The organism is Streptomyces sp. CNP082 (assembly GCF_059570535.1).
Window position 1 is genome coordinate 1 of sequence record NZ_JCANSZ010000087.1, and the last position, 18,565, is coordinate 18,565.

An 18,565-nucleotide genomic window follows, 5' to 3' on the forward strand; every position below is an offset into this window, starting at 1 on the left:
GCGCCACGAAGAACCTCGCCCTCAGCTCCTCAAAACCCACGATCCCCGCAACTCCCTGAACTCCAGGGTGTTGCGGGGATCACTAGAACCCGCACCCCGGGGCGGGCCCTTCGTTGTCTGCGTCACGCTTCACGTGTCACGTGCACGCTGACGTTTCACGTGAAACGAGGATCGCTTCGTCAGCCGATGAACTCGTTGAGGTCGCGCTCCAGGGCTGCCTTCGGCTTGGCGCCGACGATGGTCTTCACGACCTCGCCGCCCTGGTAGACGTTCATCGTCGGGATCGACATGATGCCGTACTTCGCGGCCGTCGCCGGGTTCTCGTCGATGTTGAGCTTGACGATGGTGATCTTCTCGGGGTTCTCCGCGGCGATGGCCTCCAGCGACGGGGCGATCTGGCGGCACGGGCCGCACCAGGCAGCCCAGAAGTCGACCAGTACGGGCTTGTCGCTCTTGAGGACCTTCTCCTCGAAGTCCGCGTCGGTTGCGGTCACCGTGGCACCGGCCATGGCGTACTCCTTACGTCGTTGTGCGTTGATGGCTGCCCGGTCTCAGACGGCGGCGTCTGCGACCTTCTCCGGCTCCGCCGACTTCTCCTTGTCGGCGATCGCGGCGAGATAGCGCTCGGCGTCCAGCGCCGAAGAGCAACCCGTCCCGGCGGCGGTGATCGCCTGGCGGTAGGTGTGGTCGACGACGTCGCCCGACGCGAAGACCCCGGTGAGGTTGGTGCGCGTGGAGGGGGCGTCGACCGTGAGGTAGCCCTCCCCGTCGAGCTCCAACTGTCCCTTGAACAGCTCCGTGCGCGGGTCGTGTCCGATGGCGATGAACAGACCCGTGACCGCGATCTCGGACTCCTCACCGGTCTTGGTGTTCCTGAGGGTCAGACCGGAGAGCTTGTCGCCGCCGTGGATGGCGGAGACCTCGCTGTCCCAGATGAACGAGATCTTCGGGTCCGCGTAGGCACGCTCCTGCATCGCCTTGCTGGCGCGCAGGCTGTCCCGGCGGTGCACCACCGTGACGCTGCGGGCGAAGCGGGAGAGGAACGTGGCCTCTTCCATGGCGGTGTCGCCGCCGCCGACGACCACGATGTCCTGGTCGCGGAAGAAGAAGCCGTCGCAGGTGGCACACCACGAGATGCCCCGGCCGGACAGTTCGTCCTCGCGCGGCAGCCCGAGCTTGCGGTGCTGCGACCCGGTGGAGACGATCACGGCCCGCGCGCGGTGTACCCCGCCCGCGGTGTCGGTGACGGTCTTGATGTCACCGGTGAGATCGACGGCCACCACGTCGTCGGGGACGAGCTCGGCGCCGAAGCGCTCCGCCTGTGCCCGCATGTTGTCCATCAGATCCGGGCCCATGATGCCGTCGCGGAACCCCGGGTAGTTCTCCACGTCGGTGGTGTTCATGAGGGCGCCACCCGCGGTGACAGCGCCTTCGAAGACCAGCGGCTGGAGCGCGGCACGTGCGGTGTACAGCGCGGCGGCGTACCCCGCCGGCCCCGAGCCGATGATGATCACGTTGCGAACGTCGCTCACGGACTCTTCCTTGTCTACGACCGGCTGCCTGAAGGGGTGGGGACCGCCTGCGTCCTGTCCCTCACCCCACCCAACGGATCCTACGGGCCGGACATTCCCGTGGCCGGGGCGGCGCGGCTCAGGGGCGCCGGAAGGTGTCCCGGTGCAGGATCTCGCCCGGCTGATCCGGGGAGGCAGCGCAGGAGGAATCCACCACGTAGGCGTCCACGCGCTGCGGATCTCCGGTGTGCGGCAGCACGACGACGTAGACGGAGGTTCCCTCGTACGTGTCGGTCTCGGCCGCGAGTGGCGCCTCTGAGCGGTTGACGGCGGCCCGTACGCAGTCGGGCAGCCGCGGGGCGTCCCCCTCGGCGACGTACGGATCGTCGCCGCTGTCGGGCGTGCCCTCCCCGGCGTCGCCTGCCTCCAGCCGCTCCGGCTGCCGGAGCATGCCGAGGACCCGGGACTCCAGCGTGCCGGAGTTCAGCGGCGCCTCGCCGGCGGCGTCGCTCGGCGCCTGCGGGGCGTTCTCCTGGGTGTGCTTCTGGCTGGCGGACATGTCCGCGTTCTCGCGATGGTTGCCGTCGCTCCAGGGGACCTGGACGAGGACGACGCTCAGCGCGACGATCGCGGCTGCTCCGGCGGCACCGAGGAGGACGCGCGGCCAGCGGCGGGCACGCCGGCCCGGTCCGGTGGCGTCCGCGCGACGAGCGGCGGGACGGCGGTGCGGGCGGCCGGGTCGTGTTTCACGTGAAACAGCCTCGCGGGGCGCAGGCACGGAGGTCTCCGGCGTCGCGGTTTCACGTGAAACGTCGGCGCCCGACACATCGGCGGCGTAGCGGGCCTCGGCCGCCAGCGCGGCGTCGATGCGCCCCGCGATCTCGGCCGGCATCGGTGCGGGCTCCGGGAGGCTGCCGAGAAGCCCGCGTACACCGTCGAGCGCTTCCTGGATCTCCCGGCAGGTGGCGCACTCGTCGAGGTGGCGGTGGAGCTGCTGGGTGCGGGCGGGGGAGGTCAGGCCCTCGGCGAGGTCGGCCAGCTCGTCGACCTCCGGGTGCCCATCGTCGGAGCCGGAGGGCTGCGGGGGCTGCGTCACGCCTTCTCACCTCCGCCCTTCGCCGTGCGTACGTCGTTCTGCTCTGCCGTCGGTGGGACGGATGTCCCCTGCGCCGGGTTCCGTCCGCCGGTCCCGGAGCCTGCGGCGGACAGCCGCAGATGACGTACGAGAGGGAGGAGGCGGGCGCGACCGCGGGCGCAGCGGCTCTTCACGGTACCCGCGGGAACGCCGAGGATGTCGGCCGCCTCCGCGACGGGATACCCCGCCATGTCCACGAGCACCAGGGCGGCCCGCTGCTCCACGGGCAGGGTCGCCAGCGCCTGGCGTAGCTCACGGCCGGTGTCCTCCCGCTCCGCGGGCGCCTCGGCGGACTCCTCCGGCTCCAGCAGTTGCTCGAAGTGCTCGGTGTCCGCGACCGGTGCCGCGCGGCGGCTGGCGGCCTTGCGGGCTCGGTCCAGGCAGGCATTCACGGTGATGCGGTGCAGCCAGGTGGTGACGGCGGACTGGCCGCGGAAGGTGTGCGCCGCGCGGAACGCCGACAGCAGCGCGTCCTGCACCGCGTCCGCGGCCTCTTCGCGGTCGCCGAGGGTGCGGAGCGCCACGGCCCACAGCCGGTCGCGGTGGCGCCTGACGATCTCGGCGAAGGCGTGCGGATCCTCGCCGGAGACATGACGGGCGAGGAGTGTGCGGTCGTCGACGCCGCCGCTGGCGTTCTCCAACGCCGACCCCTCCCCCCGGTCGAGTACTGCGCGTTCAGCTCCGGATCTCGATGTCCGAGATCTTGCCACGGAAGTTGCCCTCGTTCGACGGCGGAATCTCCGTGAGCCACAGCAGAACGTACTGGGTGACGACCGGCTTGGTGGGCTTGAGCGTCAGATTGGTGCCCTGCGAGGCGTCGAACTCCTCGAAGCCGGAGAGATCCGTCGGCATGGCGGCCGTGTCCTGCGGGGTGGCCATCGCGGTCAGCTTGCTGTCGCCGATGAGGGACACCTTGACGCTGCCGACCCGCTTCGGCTCACCGAGGTCCAGGACCAGCCCGACGCCCTCCTTGAGATTTCCGAAGACCTCGCTGGTGTACCACTTGGTCTCCCAGTAGCTCGACGGGTCGGAGTCGTAGGCCGCGGGGACGCTGCTCGGGGACTCACTGCCGGTGCCGTACGGGTCGAAGTCCCGGGCGCTCTCGATCTCCACCGGCTTGCCGCCCTGGCGACCGCCGCCGGAGCCTCCGCCCCCGCCCGGCTGGGCCGCGGAGTTGCCGGTGTCGTCGTTGTGGCCGTCGTGGTTGATGAGGGCGTCGGCGAGCTGCCAGCTCCCGAGGGCGAGCGCGACGATCAGCAGCACGGACACGCACCACTTCACTGCCTTCCCCGTCCGCCCCGGCAGCGTGGGCGGAGCGGGCGGCGGCACGGCGGTGGCGGGGCGCGCGGCGGGCCCGCCGGGACGGCCGCCGCTCTGCGCGTAGCCCTGTTGGTACGTCGTCTGCTGGTACGGCGCGGGCCGCGGGTACTGCGGCTCCGGGGGGCGGATGCGGGGCAGCTCGGCGCACGCGGCGCTCAGCTCCGCGGGCGTCGTACACAGCCGCGCGTGCGCCGCGGTGGCGGGGGCGCCGGCTGCGAGCGCGCGCATCGCCAGCTCCGACAGCCCGCGGTGCACCCCCGCGCGCACCTGGTCCGGTGCGATGAGGCCGACGTGCTTGGGCAGCCCGGCCAGCCCGTAGGCGTCCCCCTCGTACGGCCAGCGTCCCGTCAGCGCCGCGTACAGCAGGGCGCCGACGGCCTCGGTGTCGGTGCGCTGCGGATCGTCCGCCTCGGTGCCGTGCAGCGCCGCGTGCACGGACAGCCCGCGGATGCGCCACTGCCCGGTGCCGGTCCGCAGGACGGCGGACGGCGTGAGCCGCAGGTGCGGGAGGTCCTTGCGGTGGGCGGCGGCCAACGCCTGGGAGACCTGTGTGATGAGCTCGTACGCCTCGTGCGGCTCCAGCGGCGCGCCACCGGCGAGCAGCGTGGACAGCTCGGTGGCGTCGGGGAGCCATTCGTGGACCACGTAGACGACGTCGTCCTCCTCGACGGCGTCGAGGACCTGGACGAAGCGCGGGTCGCCGATGAGGGCGGCGGCGCGGGCGGCGTCGAGGACGGCGTCGGCGCGGTCGTGCCGGGCGGCCAGGACGTGGACGCCGACGGCGCGGCGGAGCTTCTCGTCGACCGCGCGCCAACTGCTGAAGCCGTCGAGCCGGGTGACGCACTCCTCCAGGCGGTAGCGCTCGGCCAGTTTGTGGCCGCTGTGCATGTCGGCGACGGAGACACTCGGCCGGGGCGGCGCTTCGGGCGCGGGGGTTTTCGCGGCGGGGGCGTCCGCGGCGGCCGGCTCGGCGTCGCCGGCTCCCGCGTCACGGGCCTCTGCGTCACGGGCCTCCGCGTCACGGGCCTCTGCGTCACCGGTCTCCGCGTCACCGGTCTTCGTGTCATCGGTCTTCGCGCCACCGGCCTCCGCAGCGCTGGAGTCAGGGGCTGCCGCGGCGGGGGCCTCGGCAGCGGGGGGCTCCGCGGCGCCGGTTCGGTGTTCCGTGTCCATCGCGTCCGTCGTGTCGTCCGCATCGCCGCGATCGGCCGCCGAGCCGTCGACGGCTGCCGTGCTCCGTTCCGCCACCGCCGTTCCTGCCTCCCCAACTCCCGTGTCGTGCAGCCGCGCCATGACAATTCTGCTCACAGCCTCACGTCATCCACGACACACGGCGATGACGGAAGGTTGTGCCCCCGGTTACCGGCCGAGGCGGCCCCGGACCATCCCCATCATCGCGTTCAGCTCCTGGATCCGCATCCGCCGGGCCGCGGCGTAGAAGATCGCGCCGAGGGCGGCAGAGCCGGCGATGAGCGCGGCGAGGGAGCCGGTGACGCCGTCGCCGAGCTTGTCCATCGTGAACCACGCGGCGCCGCCGCCGGCGAGCGCAGCCGGGATGCTGGCGCCGACGAGGCGGGCGTACGTGCGGACGACGCGGGTGCCGTCCAGATCATTGGTGCCCATCCGCCGCTTGAGCCGCTGCCAGGCGACGCCGACGCCGACCAGGTACGCGATGCCGTAGCAGGCGGCGAAGCCGATGACCGCCTGCCGGTCGGGCAGCACGAGGAAGCAGATCCCCGAGCCGGCCGCGAAGACCGCGGAGACGATCAGCGTGTTGTAGAAGGGCGTGCGGGTGTCCTCGTAGGCGTAGAAGCCGCGCAGCACGACGTACTGCACGGAGAAGGGGATCAGCCCGAGGCCGAAGGCCATCAGGACGTACCCGATCGAGGTGGCGGCGTCGCTGCCGACCGCGGCGAACAGCAGCGTGCACATCGGGATGCCGAGGGCGACGAGCGCGAAGGAGATCGGCACGATGGCGACGGCCGAGGTGCGCAGGCCGTGCGAGATGTCGTCGCGCACCGCGTGGGGGTCGCCGTCGGCCGCGGCCCGGGAGATGCGCGGCAGCATCGCGGCCATCACCGAGACCGTGATGATCGCCTGCGGCATCTGCCAGATCAACTGCGCGTTCTGGAAGGCCATGATGCCGGTGCCCGCGTGGCCCTCCTCGGAGGCGGACTCGCCGGCCCAGGTGGCGAGCTGCGTGACGACGAGCATGCCGGCCTGGTTGGCGAGGACGAAGAAGAACGTCCACTTGGCGAGCGTGGCCGCCTTGCCGAGGCCGTGGCCCTTCCAGTCGAAGCGCGGCCGGATCCTGAAGCCCGTCTGCCGCAGGTACGGGATCATCGCCAGCGCCTGCACCACCAGGCCCAGCAGCGTGCCGACGCCGAGGAGCCGCACGCCCTCCGGCGGGATGGTGGTGACGTCCATCGCCGAGGAGTCGGAGGTGCCGTAGACCCAGAGGAAGAGGCCGAAGGTGGCGATGATGACGATGTTGTTGAGGACGGGGGTCCACATCATCGGGCCGAAGCTGCCGCGGGCGTTGAGGATCTGCCCCATCACGACGTGGATGCCCATGAAGAAGATCGTGGGCAGGCAGTACCGCGCGAAGGTGATCGCGACCTCGTTGGAGTGCGGGTCGTCGGCGATCTTCACCGACATCGCGCGGATGAGCAGCGGGGCGGCGAGGACGGCGAGCAGGACCATCGCGCCGAGGACGACGGAGACGAGGGTCAGCAGGCGGTTGGCGTAGGCGGTGCCGCCGTCGGGGTCGTTCTTCATCGCGCGCACGAGTTGCGGGACGAAGACGGAGTTGAGGCCGCCGCCGATGGTGAGGATGTAGATCATCGTCGGCAGCGTGTACGCGACGGTGTAGGTGTCGCCGAGGACCGCGACGCCGAGGGCCGCGGAGATCACCAGCGTGCGCAGGAACCCGGTGATGCGCGAGACGAGGGTCCCGGCGGCCATGACGGCGCTGGAGCGGGCCAGGCTCGCGACCCGGCCGCCGCGGGTGCGCTGCGGGGGTACGGGCGCGGGCGCCGCGGGCTGCGGCTGGACCCCCGTGGCCGTGGCCGGCTGCGGGGCGCGCTGGTCGCGGAAGAGGTGGGCGAAGGCGTCGGGCTGCTGCTGCCCCGGCCGGTCGGCCCCGGTGACGAGGTCGTCGACGCCGACGAACTGCGCGCCCTGGTCGCCGTAGCGCAGGTGCCGGGTGGGGCCGTCGGGCTCGGGCGCGGGCGGGCCGGCCCACTGGCGGGGATCCGGGCGGTAGTGCGGCGAGGGCGGCTGCTGGTAGTGCGGCTGGGCGGCGGGCTGGCTGCCCGGCGGCGGCGGGGGGTGGGCGGCGTGGTCGTAGCGCACGTCACCGAGGGGGTCGGCGCGCTGCTGGTACGGGTCGGGGGCGTAGGCGTCCTGGAGGTACGGGTCCTGGGGGTAGGGCGGGGGCGGGGCGGACGCAGCCTGGGCGGCGGGCTGGCCGTACGGGGCCCGGGGGTCGGCGTGCGGCTGCTGCGGCCGGCCCTGGGGGTGGTGCGGCTGCTGCGGGCGGTACGGGGAGCGGGGGTCGTGCGGCGCCTGCGGGGCGGGGGACTGCGGGCCGGCGGCGTACGGGTCGGCCGGCGGGGCGTACGGGTCCTGCCCCGGGCGGCCGTACGGGTCCGGCGGGTACTGGCCGCCGTGCTGCTGCCCCTGGTGCGCGGGGGGCGCGGGCTGCGCGTACTGACCGGGGTGGCCCTGCTGACCGGGGTGGCCCTGCTGTGCGGGCCCGCCGTGCTGCGGCGGCTGCCCGTAGGGGAGCGTCTGACCGGGCTGACCGGGCTGTGCGTACGGGTCCTGGGCGCCGGGATGGGCCGGGGGCGCGTGCTGGGCGTAGGGGTCGGGAGCGGCGGGGTGCCCGTAGTGGCCCGGGGCGCTCTGGCCGTACGGGTCGGCGGCCGGCGGGGCGTAGTGCTCCTGCGGGTACGGCGCGTACGGGTCCTGGGGGGCCTGCGCGTACGGGTCGGGCGCGTACGGGTCGGCGTTCTGGTCGGCCGGGGGCTGCTGGTGGGCAGGCGGAGGCGGCGATCCGGCGGGCGGCAGGTTCGCGGGATCGCCGGTGCCCCGACTGCGGTCACCGTCGTACGGCGCGTTCATCGACACCCCACAAGGGTCATGGCCGGCCTGGAAACGGCCTGATCGCTCTCACCGCTCCACTCTCTCACTGGCACCCGACCGGGCACCGCTTTCCGTGCCGGTGTCGTCGGCGCGGTCGCCCCCGGTGAGGTGCGTTCCGGGTGCCTGAATGCCGCCTTCCCCGGTATCGCCGTCGCTACCGGGTTTCGCCGTGCCTTCCGGGCTTCCGGCACCGCCGGTGCCGTCGTCCCCGTTCCCGTTTCCGTCCTCTTCCCCGTTCCCGCCGGTGTCTTCGCCCGCCTCCGCCGTCCGGGCGGCGCGCTTGCGCTGCGAGTACATGCGTACCCCGGCGAGGACGAGCAGCAGGATCCCGGCGCCGATGACGAGCAGCACGGTGGAGGTGATGGACGTCACCTCCACCTGGAAGCTCTTCTCCGCACCGAAGGGCTTGCCGTCCGCGGTGTAGAGCTGGGCCGTGATCGTCACCGGGCCGCTGGCGCGCGCGGACGCCTCGAACTTCACCGAGGTGCTGTGGCCGCCCGCCACCTCGATGGTCTGCCGCTCCTGCTCGATCCGCAGCCGGCTGGGCACGGTCGACTCCAGCCGCAGCTCCAGCCCGCGGACGTTCTGCACCAGGTTGTTCTGCACGGTCACCGGGATCGTCCCGCTGTTGCCGGACAGCGTGAGGTCCGACTTGTCGATGAGCTGCACCTGCGAGGTGATCTCCTGCAGGTAGCCCTGCACCTCCCGCCGGAACGACTCCGCCTCCCCCTTGCGCCCGCGCCACTGCGTGGACATCTCCCCGAGCAGGGCGTTGCCGAAGGGCACGGTGACCCGCCGGCTGTCGTCGAGGATGTCGGAGAAGTCGTCGAGCTGCTGCCGGGTGTCGAGGATCCGCTCGAACGCCTTGCGCGGGATCTCCTGCTTCCGCAGCTTCTTCGGGTACGCGCCGGCGCCGGGCACCGTGCGGTTGGCGGCCGGGTCCGCCGGCTCCTCCGCGGCGCTGCTGAGGTTCAGCGGCGTCATCCACGTGCTGGTGTCGAGGTCGCTGAGCGCCTCGGCCATCGCCTGCGCCTGGCCGAGCGTGGGGGTGCGCTGCGGGGCGACGACGAGGCTCCGCTGCATGTTCGGCTGCTGCAGCGTCGTCACGAGCGTCTGGGCGAGGAACTCCTGGATGGCCAGGGCGAACGTCTCCGCCCGGCTCATGTCCCCCTCGAAGGCCCGGGAGAGCTGTGCGTCGGCCACCAGCGCCGTCCGGCCGCCGCCGATGGGGCGGGCCGCGGTCGGGGTGTACGACAGGCCGCTCTCGGTCATGCTGTCGCTGCGGGCGAGGATCCACTGCGCCCCCGCCGCGCCCGCGACGCCGACGACGCGCTTGTCCACGGCTCCCTCCGCGGGCCAGGCGAGGTCGGTCTCCGGCTCCACGTGCAGGAGCGACTCCACGGTGATACGGGCCAGGGTGGTCGCTTCGCCGAGCTGGTCGAGGGTGCCGGAGACCTTGCGGCCGCGGTGGGCGATGGCGGCCAGGTCGGGGTCGCCGAAGGGCAGGGCGACGACCTCGCGGCCCTTGACGGCGTTCTGCAGGTCGGCCAGCCACTGCCGGGCGGTTTCCTGGCCCTTGCCGGGGACGGTCTCGCCGTCCTCGCCCACGACGTTGTACGCCTCCGTCATCGCGGACGCCGTCGCCAGCAGGTCCGGGTCGAGGACCCACGTCACGGGCAGCTCCTCGCCGAGCGCGACCATCTGCTGCAGCCTGCCGCCGGGCTCCATCTGCTCCAGCAGGCGGTCGCTGGCGAGCACCGGCGTCTGCTGCTCGTCCGGCTCGGTGCGCGCGGTGAGCTGGGGGGTGGCGATGACGGGCCAGACGAAGGTGAGCCGGGTCTTGGTCGACAGGTCGTCGGGCTGCCAGGGCAGGAAGGTGTGCTCTATGCCGAGCACCTGCTCGTAGCCGGCGTCCGCGGACGTCCCGCTGAAGGAGACGGCGAGCTGGTAGACGCCGGGGGCGTCCAGCGGCAGCCGGCTGACGGGGATCGTCATGCTGAAGTCGCGGGTCATGCCGGGGGCCAGGGTCTTGAGCTCGTCGGTGCCGGGGCCGTCGATCTCCGCCCCGTCGTACTCCGAGATCCAGCCCGTGCGCTCCGTGGCCTGGGTGACCGCGCTGCGGCTCGTCAGCGGCCCGCTGAGGCGCAGCGCGACATGCGGGTCGGTGATCTTGGCGTCGGTCCTGTTGGTGACCTTCCCGGAGACCGTGAGGTCGTCGCCGTCCGACGGGACGGAGGGGTTCATATAGTCCACGGAGACGTTCACCGAGCGGGAGCCGGACGGCTGCGCGTGGGCCTTGCCCGCCGCCGGCACCTGCACGAGTGCGGCCGGCAGCAGCAGCGCCACGAGCAGCAGGGCGGTCAGCAGCCGCCGGTGGGCCGGGGGACGGGCGGGAGGACCGCCCGGGGACCCGGTCAGATGTGCCAGCTCGGCCACGCGCTCGCCCGTCCTCGTCGTCCTCGTGCCCGGCCCGCGGCCTTGTGCCGCCTGCCTTGGACCCTGATGGTAACGAGGTACGGGACGCCGGGTGTCGGGGACCGCGTCAACCTCTGGGCGCCCGGCCACCCGATCGGTGCCGGGGCACCGCGCAGCCGCCGCGGAGGGTGGCCAGTTGCGGTCCCGCGGCGCGCGGGCCGTACCCTGTTCTGTTGTGCCGAATGCCCGCGAAGACCACCGAACCCAGCAGGCCACGCTCAGCCGTGCCCAGCGCAGCGCCGTGAGCGAACTGCTGCGCGTCTCCCCCGTCGCCGACGACCTGGCGCACCGCTTCCGGGACGCCGGTGCGCGGCTGGCGCTGGTGGGCGGCTCCGTACGGGACGCGCTGCTCGGCCGGCTCGGCAACGACCTCGACTTCACCACCGACGCCCGCCCGGACCGGGTGCTCGATATCGTCCGGCCGTGGGCCGACGCGGTGTGGGAGGTCGGCATCGCGTTCGGCACCGTCGGCTGCCGCAAGGGCGATCTGCAGATCGAGATCACCACCTACCGCTCCGAGGCGTACGACCGGACGTCGCGGAAGCCCGAGGTGTCGTACGGCGACTCCATCGAGGAGGACCTCGTCCGCCGGGACTTCACGGTCAACGCGATGGCCGTGGCGCTGCCGGAGAAGGAGTTCATCGACCCGCACGGCGGGCTGGACGACCTGGCGGCCCGGGTGCTGCGCACCCCCGGCACCCCGCAGGAGTCCTTCGGCGACGACCCGCTGCGGATGATGCGGGCCGCGCGGTTCGCGGCGCAACTGGGCTTCGAGGTGGCGCCGGAGGTCGTCGCGGCGATGACGGACATGGCCGCGCGGATCGAGATCGTGTCCGCCGAGCGGGTGAGGGACGAGCTGAACAAGCTGCTCCTCGCGCCCCGCCCGCGCCTGGGTCTGCACCTGGTGGTGGACACAGGACTGGCCGAGCACGTGCTGCCGGAGCTGCCCGCGCTGCGGCTGGAGCGCGACGAGCACCACCGGCACAAGGACGTCTACGAGCACTCCCTGATCGTGCTGGAGCAGGCCATCGCACTGGAGGAGAACGGGCCCGACCTGGTGCTGCGGCTCGCGGCGCTGCTCCACGACATCGGCAAGCCGCGCACCCGCCGCTTCGAGAAGGACGGCCGGGTCTCCTTCCACCACCACGAGGTGGTCGGCGCCAAGATGGCCAAGGCCCGGATGACGAAGCTGAAGTACCCCAATGACCACATCAAGGACGTCTCCCGGCTGGTCGAGCTGCACCTGCGGTTCCACGGCTACGGCACCGGCGAGTGGACGGACTCCGCGGTGCGCCGCTATGTGCGTGACGCCGGGCCGCTGCTGGACCGGCTGCACAAGCTGACCCGCTCCGACTGCACCACGCGCAACAAGCGCAAGGCCCTGGCCCTGCAGCGCGCGTACGACGGGCTGGAGGAGCGCATCGTCCGGCTGCAGGCGCAGGAGGAGCTGGACGCGATCCGCCCGGACCTCGACGGCAACGAGATCATGAAGATCCTCGGCATCGGCCCCGGGCCGGCGGTCGGCGGCGCGTACCGGCACATGCTGGAGCTGCGGCTGGAGCACGGACCGATGGAGCACGAGGCCGCGGTCGAGGCGCTGCGCGCGTGGTGGGCGCAGCAGAACCCGTCGGCTTAGGGTCTACGGTCCCGCAGACCGGTCCCGCCGCCGTCTCAGCAGGCTGCCGGGGGCACCGCGCCGGCCGCGGGCGTCACGTTTCACGTGAAACGTGCGGCTCGGTGCCGCTCTCCAGGACTGCCGGGCCCCTCTCCTCCGCGGGCACGTGTTTCACGTGAAACATCGACAAGGCGACGCCCGCGAAGACCACCGAGACTCCCGCGACGAGCACTGCCGAGCGGCCGTCCGCGGGCAGCAGCACCGCCGCGGAAGCCGCGGCGCCCACGAAGGCGACGTTGAAGAGCATGTCGTAGAGGGAGAAGACCCGGCCGCGGTACGCGTCGTCCACCGACGACTGCACCACCGTGTCCGTCGTGATCTTGACGCCCTGCGTCGTGACCCCGAGGACCAACGCCGCCACCAGCATCGGCTCCGGCGCGAAGGACAGCGCCAGCAGCGGCGTCAGCACCGCCGCCAGCGCCGCGCAGACGGTCATCCAGCCGCTCCGGCCCAGCCGCGTCACCAGCGACGGCGTCACCACCGCCGCGATGAAGAACCCCAGCCCCGACAGGCCGACGGCCACCCCGAGCAGCGCCATGCCGTCGTCCTTGCCGTCGGACCAGGCGTAGCGGCACAGCATCAGCAGCATCACGGTCAGTGCACCGAAACAGAAGCGCATCAGGCCCATGGCGGACAGCGCGTGCGCCGCCTCGCGCCGCTCGCGCAGGTGGTGTACCCCCGCGGCGAGCCCGCGCGCCGTGCTGGCGACCGCCGCCGCGATCCGCGGCAGCACCAGCTCCGGGTCCGGCCCCAGCGACCCCGGCGCCATCCGCAGCGACGCCAGCGCCGCGCAGAGATACAGCCCCGAGCCGACCAGCACCGTCACTGCGTCCGCCGTGCCTCCCTCCGGCCCGGCCAGTCCGACGAGGAACGCGACACCGCCGCCGGCGGTGGCGGCCAGGGTGCCCGCGGTCGGCGACAGGGAGTTGCCGACCACGAGCTGCTCCTCGGTGTCCACCACACGCGGCAGCGCGGCGGAGAGGCCGGACAGCACGAAGCGGTTGACGGCGGTGACGGACAGCGCGGACAGGTAGAACAGCCAGTCCGGCACCCCGGCCAGCAGCAGCGCCGCCGTGCCCGCGGCGAAGACGGCGCGCAGCAGATTGCCGTACAGCAGCACCTGCCGGCGCCGCCAGCGGTCGAGCAGCACGCCCGCGAAGGGGCCGATGACCGAGTACGGCAGCAGCAGCACGGCCATCGCGGAGGCGATGGCGGCCGGCGAGGTCTGCTTCTCCGGCGAGAAGACCACGTACGCGGCGAGCGCCACCTGGTAGACGCCGTCGGCGCCCTGGGAGAGCAGCCGCACGGCCAGCAGCCGGCGGAAGCCGGGCAGCCGCAGCAGGCTGCGGAGGTCGCGTACAACGGGCATGGCGCTCAGCATCACATGCCGAGGGGCCCCGGGCAGCAGCCCGGGGCCCCTGAAACGGCGAGTCGCCGCCGGCGGTGGCGCTCAGCGCTCGACTTCGCCGCGGATAAACTTCTCCACGTTCTCCCGCGCCTCGTCGTCGAAGTACTGCACGGGCGGGGACTTCATGAAGTACGAGGACGCCGACAGCACCGGGCCGCCGATGCCGCGGTCCTTGGCGATCTTCGCCGCGCGCAGCGCGTCGATGATGATGCCCGCGGAGTTCGGCGAGTCCCAGACCTCGAGCTTGTACTCCAGGTTGAGCGGCACCTCGCCGAAGGCGCGGCCCTCCAGGCGTACGTAGGCCCACTTGCGGTCGTCCAGCCAGGCCACGTAGTCGGACGGGCCGATGTGCACGTTGTGCTCGCCCAGCTCGCGGTCGGGGATCTGGGAGGTGACGGCCTGGGTCTTGGAGATCTTCTTGGATTCCAGCCGGTCACGCTCCAGCATGTTCTTGAAGTCCATGTTGCCGCCGACGTTGAGCTGCATCGTACGGTCCAGGATGACGCCCCGGTCCTCGAAGAGCTTCGCCATGACGCGGTGCGTGATGGTGGCGCCGACCTGCGACTTGATGTCGTCACCGACGATCGGCACGCCGGCCTCGGTGAACTTGTCCGCCCACTCCTTGGTGCCCGCGATGAACACCGGCAGCGCGTTGACGAAGCCCACGCCGGCGTCGATGGCGCACTGCGCGTAGAACTTCGCGGCGGCCTCGGAGCCCACCGGCAGGTAGCAGATCAGCACGTCGACCTGCCGGTCCCGCAGCACCTGCACGACGTCGACGGGCTCCTCGGCGGACTCCTCGATCGTCTCGCGGTAGTAGCGCCCGAGGCCGTCGAGCGTGTGGCCGCGCTGCACGGTCACGCCGCTGTTGGGCACGTCGCAGATCTTGATGGTGTTGTTCTCGCTCGCCCCGATGGCGTCCGCGAGGTCGAGGCCCACCTTCTTGGCGTCGACGTCGAACGCCGCGACGAACTCGATGTCACGGACGTGGTAGTCCCCGAACTGGACGTGCATCAGCCCGGGCACCCGGCTGCGCGGGTCGGCGTCCCGGTAGAACTCGACGCCCTGCACGAGAGACGCGGCGCAGTTGCCCACGCCGACGATGGCTACGCGAACCGAACCCATTGACGGTTGCTCCCTGTTGTTCGTTGAGGCCGCGCCAGGGCAGGGCCTCAGTTGGCGGTGTCGTCGGACGGATCCGGCCGGGTGCTGTCCCGGTCACGGGGCAGGCCGCCCGTCTCTGCTGAACCGGCGCCTCCCGAAGAGCGCTCGTCGCGCCCCGCCCGTTCGCTCTCGATCAGCTCGGTCAGCCAGCGCACCTCGCGCTCGACGGACTCCATCCCGTGACGCTGAAGCTCCAGGGTGTAGTCGTCGAGTCGCTCGCGCGTGCGCGCCAGCGACGTGCGCATCTTGTCCAGGCGCTCCTCCAGCCGGCTGCGCCGGCCTTCGAGCACCCGTACCCGCACGTCACGCGACGTCTGGCCGAAGAAGGCGAAGCGGACGCCGAAGTGCTCGTCCTCCCACGCCTCGGGCCCGGTCTGGGCGAGCAGCTCCTCGAAGTGCTCCTTGCCCTCGGCCGTCAGCCGGTAGACGATCTTGGCGCGCCGGCCCGCCAGCGGTACGGCGGGACCGTCCTGCGGTGCAGGGGGGGTCTCCTCCGTCAGCCATCCCTGGGCTACGAGGGTCTTGAGACAGGGATAGAGGCTGCCGTAGCTGAACGCGCGGAACACCCCCAGCGAGCTGTTGAGCCGCTTGCGCAGCTCGTAGCCGTGCATGGGGGACTCGCGGAGCAGGCCGAGGACGGCGAATTCCAGGATGCCTGAGCGCCTGCCCATCGCCGCCTCCTCCCGTGCCGCGGATGTCCCGCTGTGGTGCCACCGAGCCGATGCCTCATACCGATGTGTCGCACCGATGTGTCGTGCTGATGTATCGGCTCGATACATCTCGACGATAGAACGGGGCTCGGGCGGCGGCAAGTGAGGGTTCTGTGAACGGCGTCACATCGGCTTGACCGGGCGCGCCGAAGTGTCCGGTATAGCGCCTCATACCCGGCGCAAAGCGGCCAACGGCGGTGCGTACCCTGTTCCGCATGCTGTCTGTCGGGAACCGGGAGTCGCAGCCGGACGTCTTCGTCCTCGGTACAGTGCGGCTGGTTGCCAGAGGACAGATAACCGGTCGTGCATCGGGGGGACCGGCCGACAGAAGAAGTACACAGGCGATGCCACCTGTTCGAGGAGTAGTCCCTTCATGAGCGAGCACCGTCGCAAGCCGCCGAACGGCGGTCGCGGAGGAGGCCGTCACGGCGCGCACTCCGGCCGCAACGGGGCGCCCGGCCCGGACGGGGGCTACGGAGGCGGCCACCGCGCCGCCGGCGGCGGTGGCGGACGGCGCCGGGCCGGCGGCGGCAACGGCGCCGGGTACGGCCCCGGAGGCCCCGGAGCGGGCGCCGCAGCCGGCGGCGCCGCACACGGCGGCGGAGGCGGCGGCACCCACGGCGGCGGTCGCAGCTACTCCGGCGCGGGCGGCTACGAAGGACCGCGGCGCAGGCGGCGCCCCGGGCCGCCGCCGCGCAAGCGCTTCATCGACTACCCCCGCTCGAACCACACCGGCCTGCGCCGCTGGCTCCCCTCCTGGAAGCAGGTCATGGGGATGTGCGTGCTCGGCTTCGGCATGCTCGTCGGCCTGTTCTTCCTCGGCTACATGCTCGTGAACGTGCCCGACGTCGCCGCCGCCGCCAAGGCCCAGAACAACGTCTACTACTGGTCCGACGGCACCCAGATGGCCACGTACGGCGGCGAGAAGAACCGCCAGATCGTCGATCTGGAGGACATCCCGAAGGAGATGCAGAACGCGGTCATCGCCGCGGAGAACGCCACCTTCTACTCCGACCCCGGCATCGACCCCAAGGGCATCACCCGCGCTGTCCTCAACATGGCCGGCGGCGGCACCACCCAGAGCGGCTCGACCATCACCCAGCAGTACGTGAAGAACGCCATGCTCAATGACCAGTCGCAGACGCTCTCGCGCAAGGTCAAGGAGCTGTTCGTCTCCATCAAGGTGGGCGCGAAGGTCGACAAGAACGAGATCCTCGCCGGCTACCTCAACACCGCGTACTACGGCCGCGGCGCCTACGGCATCCAGGCCGCCGCCCAGGCGTACTTCCGCGTCGACGCCGAGGACCTCAAGCCCGACCAGTCCGCCGTCCTCGCCGCCGTCCTCAAGGGCCCCGACCTCTACGACCCCCAGGGCGGCTCGGTCCCCGGCGCCACGCCGGAGGCCAACCGCAAGCGCGCCGAGGAGCGCTGGGCGTGGATCCTCGACCGGCAGACCGAGGTCGAGCTGGACGGCCAGAAGATGATGACGCCGGCGGAGCGGGCCAAGTACGACACCTTCCCCAAGGTCGAGAAGTACAACCCCAGTGCGGGCCTGACGGGGCAGAAGGGCTATCTCATCGAGACGGCCAACCGCTACGTCATGAAGAACTCCGACATCACCAAGGAGCAGTTGGAGCGCGGCGGCTACCGGATCTACACGACCTTCGACAAGAAGAAGGTCGCGCAGATGGAGAAGGCGGTCGAGGACGCCCGCGAGGAGTACCTGGACCCGAAGGAGCGGGACCAGGACAAGTACGTCCAGTTCGGCGGGGCCTCGGTCGAACCGGATACGGGGAAGATCGTCGCCCTGTACGGCGGCGAGGGCTTCGACCAGGACCACTTCACCAACAACGCCGACACCCTCGGCGTGCCCGTCGGCTCCACCTGGAAGCCGTTCGTCCTCGCGTCCGCGTTCGAGAACGGCACGTACCGCAGCGACGGCGAGGCGATCTCGCCGGAGAGCAAGTACAACGGCAACAACAACATCATCATCCGGGACCAGAACGGCGACGCGATGCCCGGTCCGGGAGGCAAGGACTTCCGGCAGGTCAACGAGGGTGACAACAGCTACGGATACGTCGACCTGAACATGGCCACCGGGCTGTCCATCAACACCCCGTACGTCCAGCTCGGCATCGACGTGGGGCTGGACAACATCCGCGAGACGGCCGAGAACCTCGGCATCCTCGAGGACTCGATGGACCCGAACAACAACGCCTCCTTCTCCATCGGCACCTCGACCCCCAGCGCCATCCGCATGGCCAGCGCGTACGGCACGTTCGCCGCCTCCGGCGAGCACATCGAGCCGTACTCCGTGACGAAGGTGGTCAAGGAAGGCAAGGAACTGGACGGGTACGAGGAGCACACCACGGAGCGCGGCATCGACGCGAACGTCGCCGACACCGTCTCGAAGGTGCTCAAGGAGAACGTCATCGAGGGCGAGTTCGGCGAGTACGGCAGCGGCACCGGCGCCGCCGCGCGCGACCTCGGCCGGCCGGCGGCGGGCAAGACCGGGACCACGGACAAGAACAAGTCCGCCTGGTGGGTCGGCTACACCCCGCAGTTGTCCACGGCCGTCACCCTCTTCCGTACCGATCCGCGCAGCGACAAGCAGGAACTGCTGTCGATGAACGGAACCGGCGGCTTCGACTCCATCCACGGTGGTGCGATCCCGACGGAGATCTGGACCAACTACATGAAGGCCGCCCTGGCGGGCGAGGACCCGGAGGACTTCCCGGAGCCGGGCCCGCTGGGTGAGATCTTCGACGGCGACGGTGTCCCCGCCCCCTCCCCGACCGAGGACGCCGACCCCGAACCGAGCTACACCGAGCCCTCCGAGAAGCCGGGCAAGCCGACCCACACCCCGCCGCCCTCGTCGCCGCCGCCGCCCAGCCAGACGTGCGAGCCGTGGGACGTCGAGTGCCAGACCGGCGGCACGACGGACGGCGGTGATACCGGCGAGACGACCGGGGAGACAACCACCGGCGAGACGACCGGCGAGACAACCACCGGCGAGACGAC

The 18,565-nt window shown here is 71.7% G+C and carries 12 protein-coding genes; 2 read left to right on the plus strand and 10 right to left on the minus strand.

Translation table 11 applies throughout. The features are described 5' to 3' along the window. Positions 1–179 precede the first annotated feature (179 nt). From trxA to B124_RS34895, 7 genes are all read right to left on the minus strand, one after another. Positions 180–539 carry a thioredoxin gene (gene trxA / locus B124_RS34865; protein ID WP_347579759.1) on the minus strand — a complete coding sequence of 120 codons (360 nt, stop codon included), beginning with the start codon at positions 537–539 and terminating at the stop codon, positions 180–182. Positions 540–551: 12 nt separating this feature from the next. Continuing rightward, positions 552–1,532, minus strand: a complete 981-nt coding sequence (trxB, locus tag B124_RS34870; protein WP_496507043.1) for a thioredoxin-disulfide reductase — start codon at positions 1,530–1,532, stop codon at positions 552–554. Positions 1,533–1,650: 118 nt separating this feature from the next. Next, the gene (locus tag B124_RS34875) at positions 1,651–2,607 is read right to left on the minus strand and encodes an RsmA family anti-sigma factor (RefSeq protein WP_496507044.1); all 957 of its coding nucleotides are present in this window, start codon (positions 2,605–2,607) and stop codon (positions 1,651–1,653) included. Beyond that, positions 2,604–3,287, minus strand: coding sequence for an RNA polymerase sigma factor SigM (sigM, locus tag B124_RS34880; RefSeq protein ID WP_496507045.1), 684 nt, complete (start codon positions 3,285–3,287; stop codon positions 2,604–2,606). Before sigM ends, B124_RS34875 begins: the two co-directional genes overlap by 4 nt. Before the next feature lie 34 nt (positions 3,288–3,321). Next, on the minus strand, positions 3,322–5,214 hold the full coding sequence (locus B124_RS34885) for a protein kinase family protein (RefSeq protein ID WP_496507051.1): 1,893 nt from the start codon (positions 5,212–5,214) through the stop codon (positions 3,322–3,324). 111 nt (positions 5,215–5,325) lie between these two features. Continuing rightward, entirely contained in the window at positions 5,326–8,091 is a 2,766-nt protein-coding gene (gene murJ / locus B124_RS34890; protein ID WP_496507052.1) for a murein biosynthesis integral membrane protein MurJ, read from the minus strand. A 48-nt stretch (positions 8,092–8,139) separates the two neighbouring features. Beyond that, positions 8,140–10,530, minus strand: coding sequence for a DUF6049 family protein (locus B124_RS34895; protein WP_496507053.1), 2,391 nt, complete (start codon positions 10,528–10,530; stop codon positions 8,140–8,142). Between the two features lie 232 nt (positions 10,531–10,762). Between B124_RS34895 and B124_RS34900 the strand changes: the two genes are divergently transcribed. Further along, the gene (locus B124_RS34900) at positions 10,763–12,223 is read left to right on the plus strand and encodes a CCA tRNA nucleotidyltransferase (RefSeq protein ID WP_496507046.1); all 1,461 of its coding nucleotides are present in this window, start codon (positions 10,763–10,765) and stop codon (positions 12,221–12,223) included. A gap of 73 nt (positions 12,224–12,296) precedes the next feature. Here the strand turns inward: B124_RS34900 and B124_RS34905 are convergent, their stop codons facing one another. The 3 genes from B124_RS34905 to B124_RS34915 form a co-directional block, all read right to left on the minus strand. After that, positions 12,297–13,631: an MFS transporter gene (locus tag B124_RS34905; protein ID WP_496507047.1), complete on the minus strand. Its 1,335-nt coding sequence runs from the start codon at positions 13,629–13,631 to the stop codon at positions 12,297–12,299. 81 nt (positions 13,632–13,712) lie between these two features. Continuing rightward, positions 13,713–14,795 (minus strand): inositol-3-phosphate synthase, encoded by a 1,083-nt coding sequence (locus B124_RS34910; protein ID WP_496507048.1) that lies wholly within the window; start codon positions 14,793–14,795, stop codon positions 13,713–13,715. Between the two features lie 47 nt (positions 14,796–14,842). After that, the gene (locus B124_RS34915; protein WP_496507049.1) at positions 14,843–15,505 is read right to left on the minus strand and encodes a PadR family transcriptional regulator; all 663 of its coding nucleotides are present in this window, start codon (positions 15,503–15,505) and stop codon (positions 14,843–14,845) included. A 412-nt stretch (positions 15,506–15,917) separates the two neighbouring features. Here B124_RS34915 and B124_RS34920 point away from each other — a divergent pair. Continuing rightward, positions 15,918–18,565 (plus strand): transglycosylase domain-containing protein (locus B124_RS34920; RefSeq protein WP_496507050.1); only part of this gene is annotated, 2,648 nt, incomplete at its 3' end.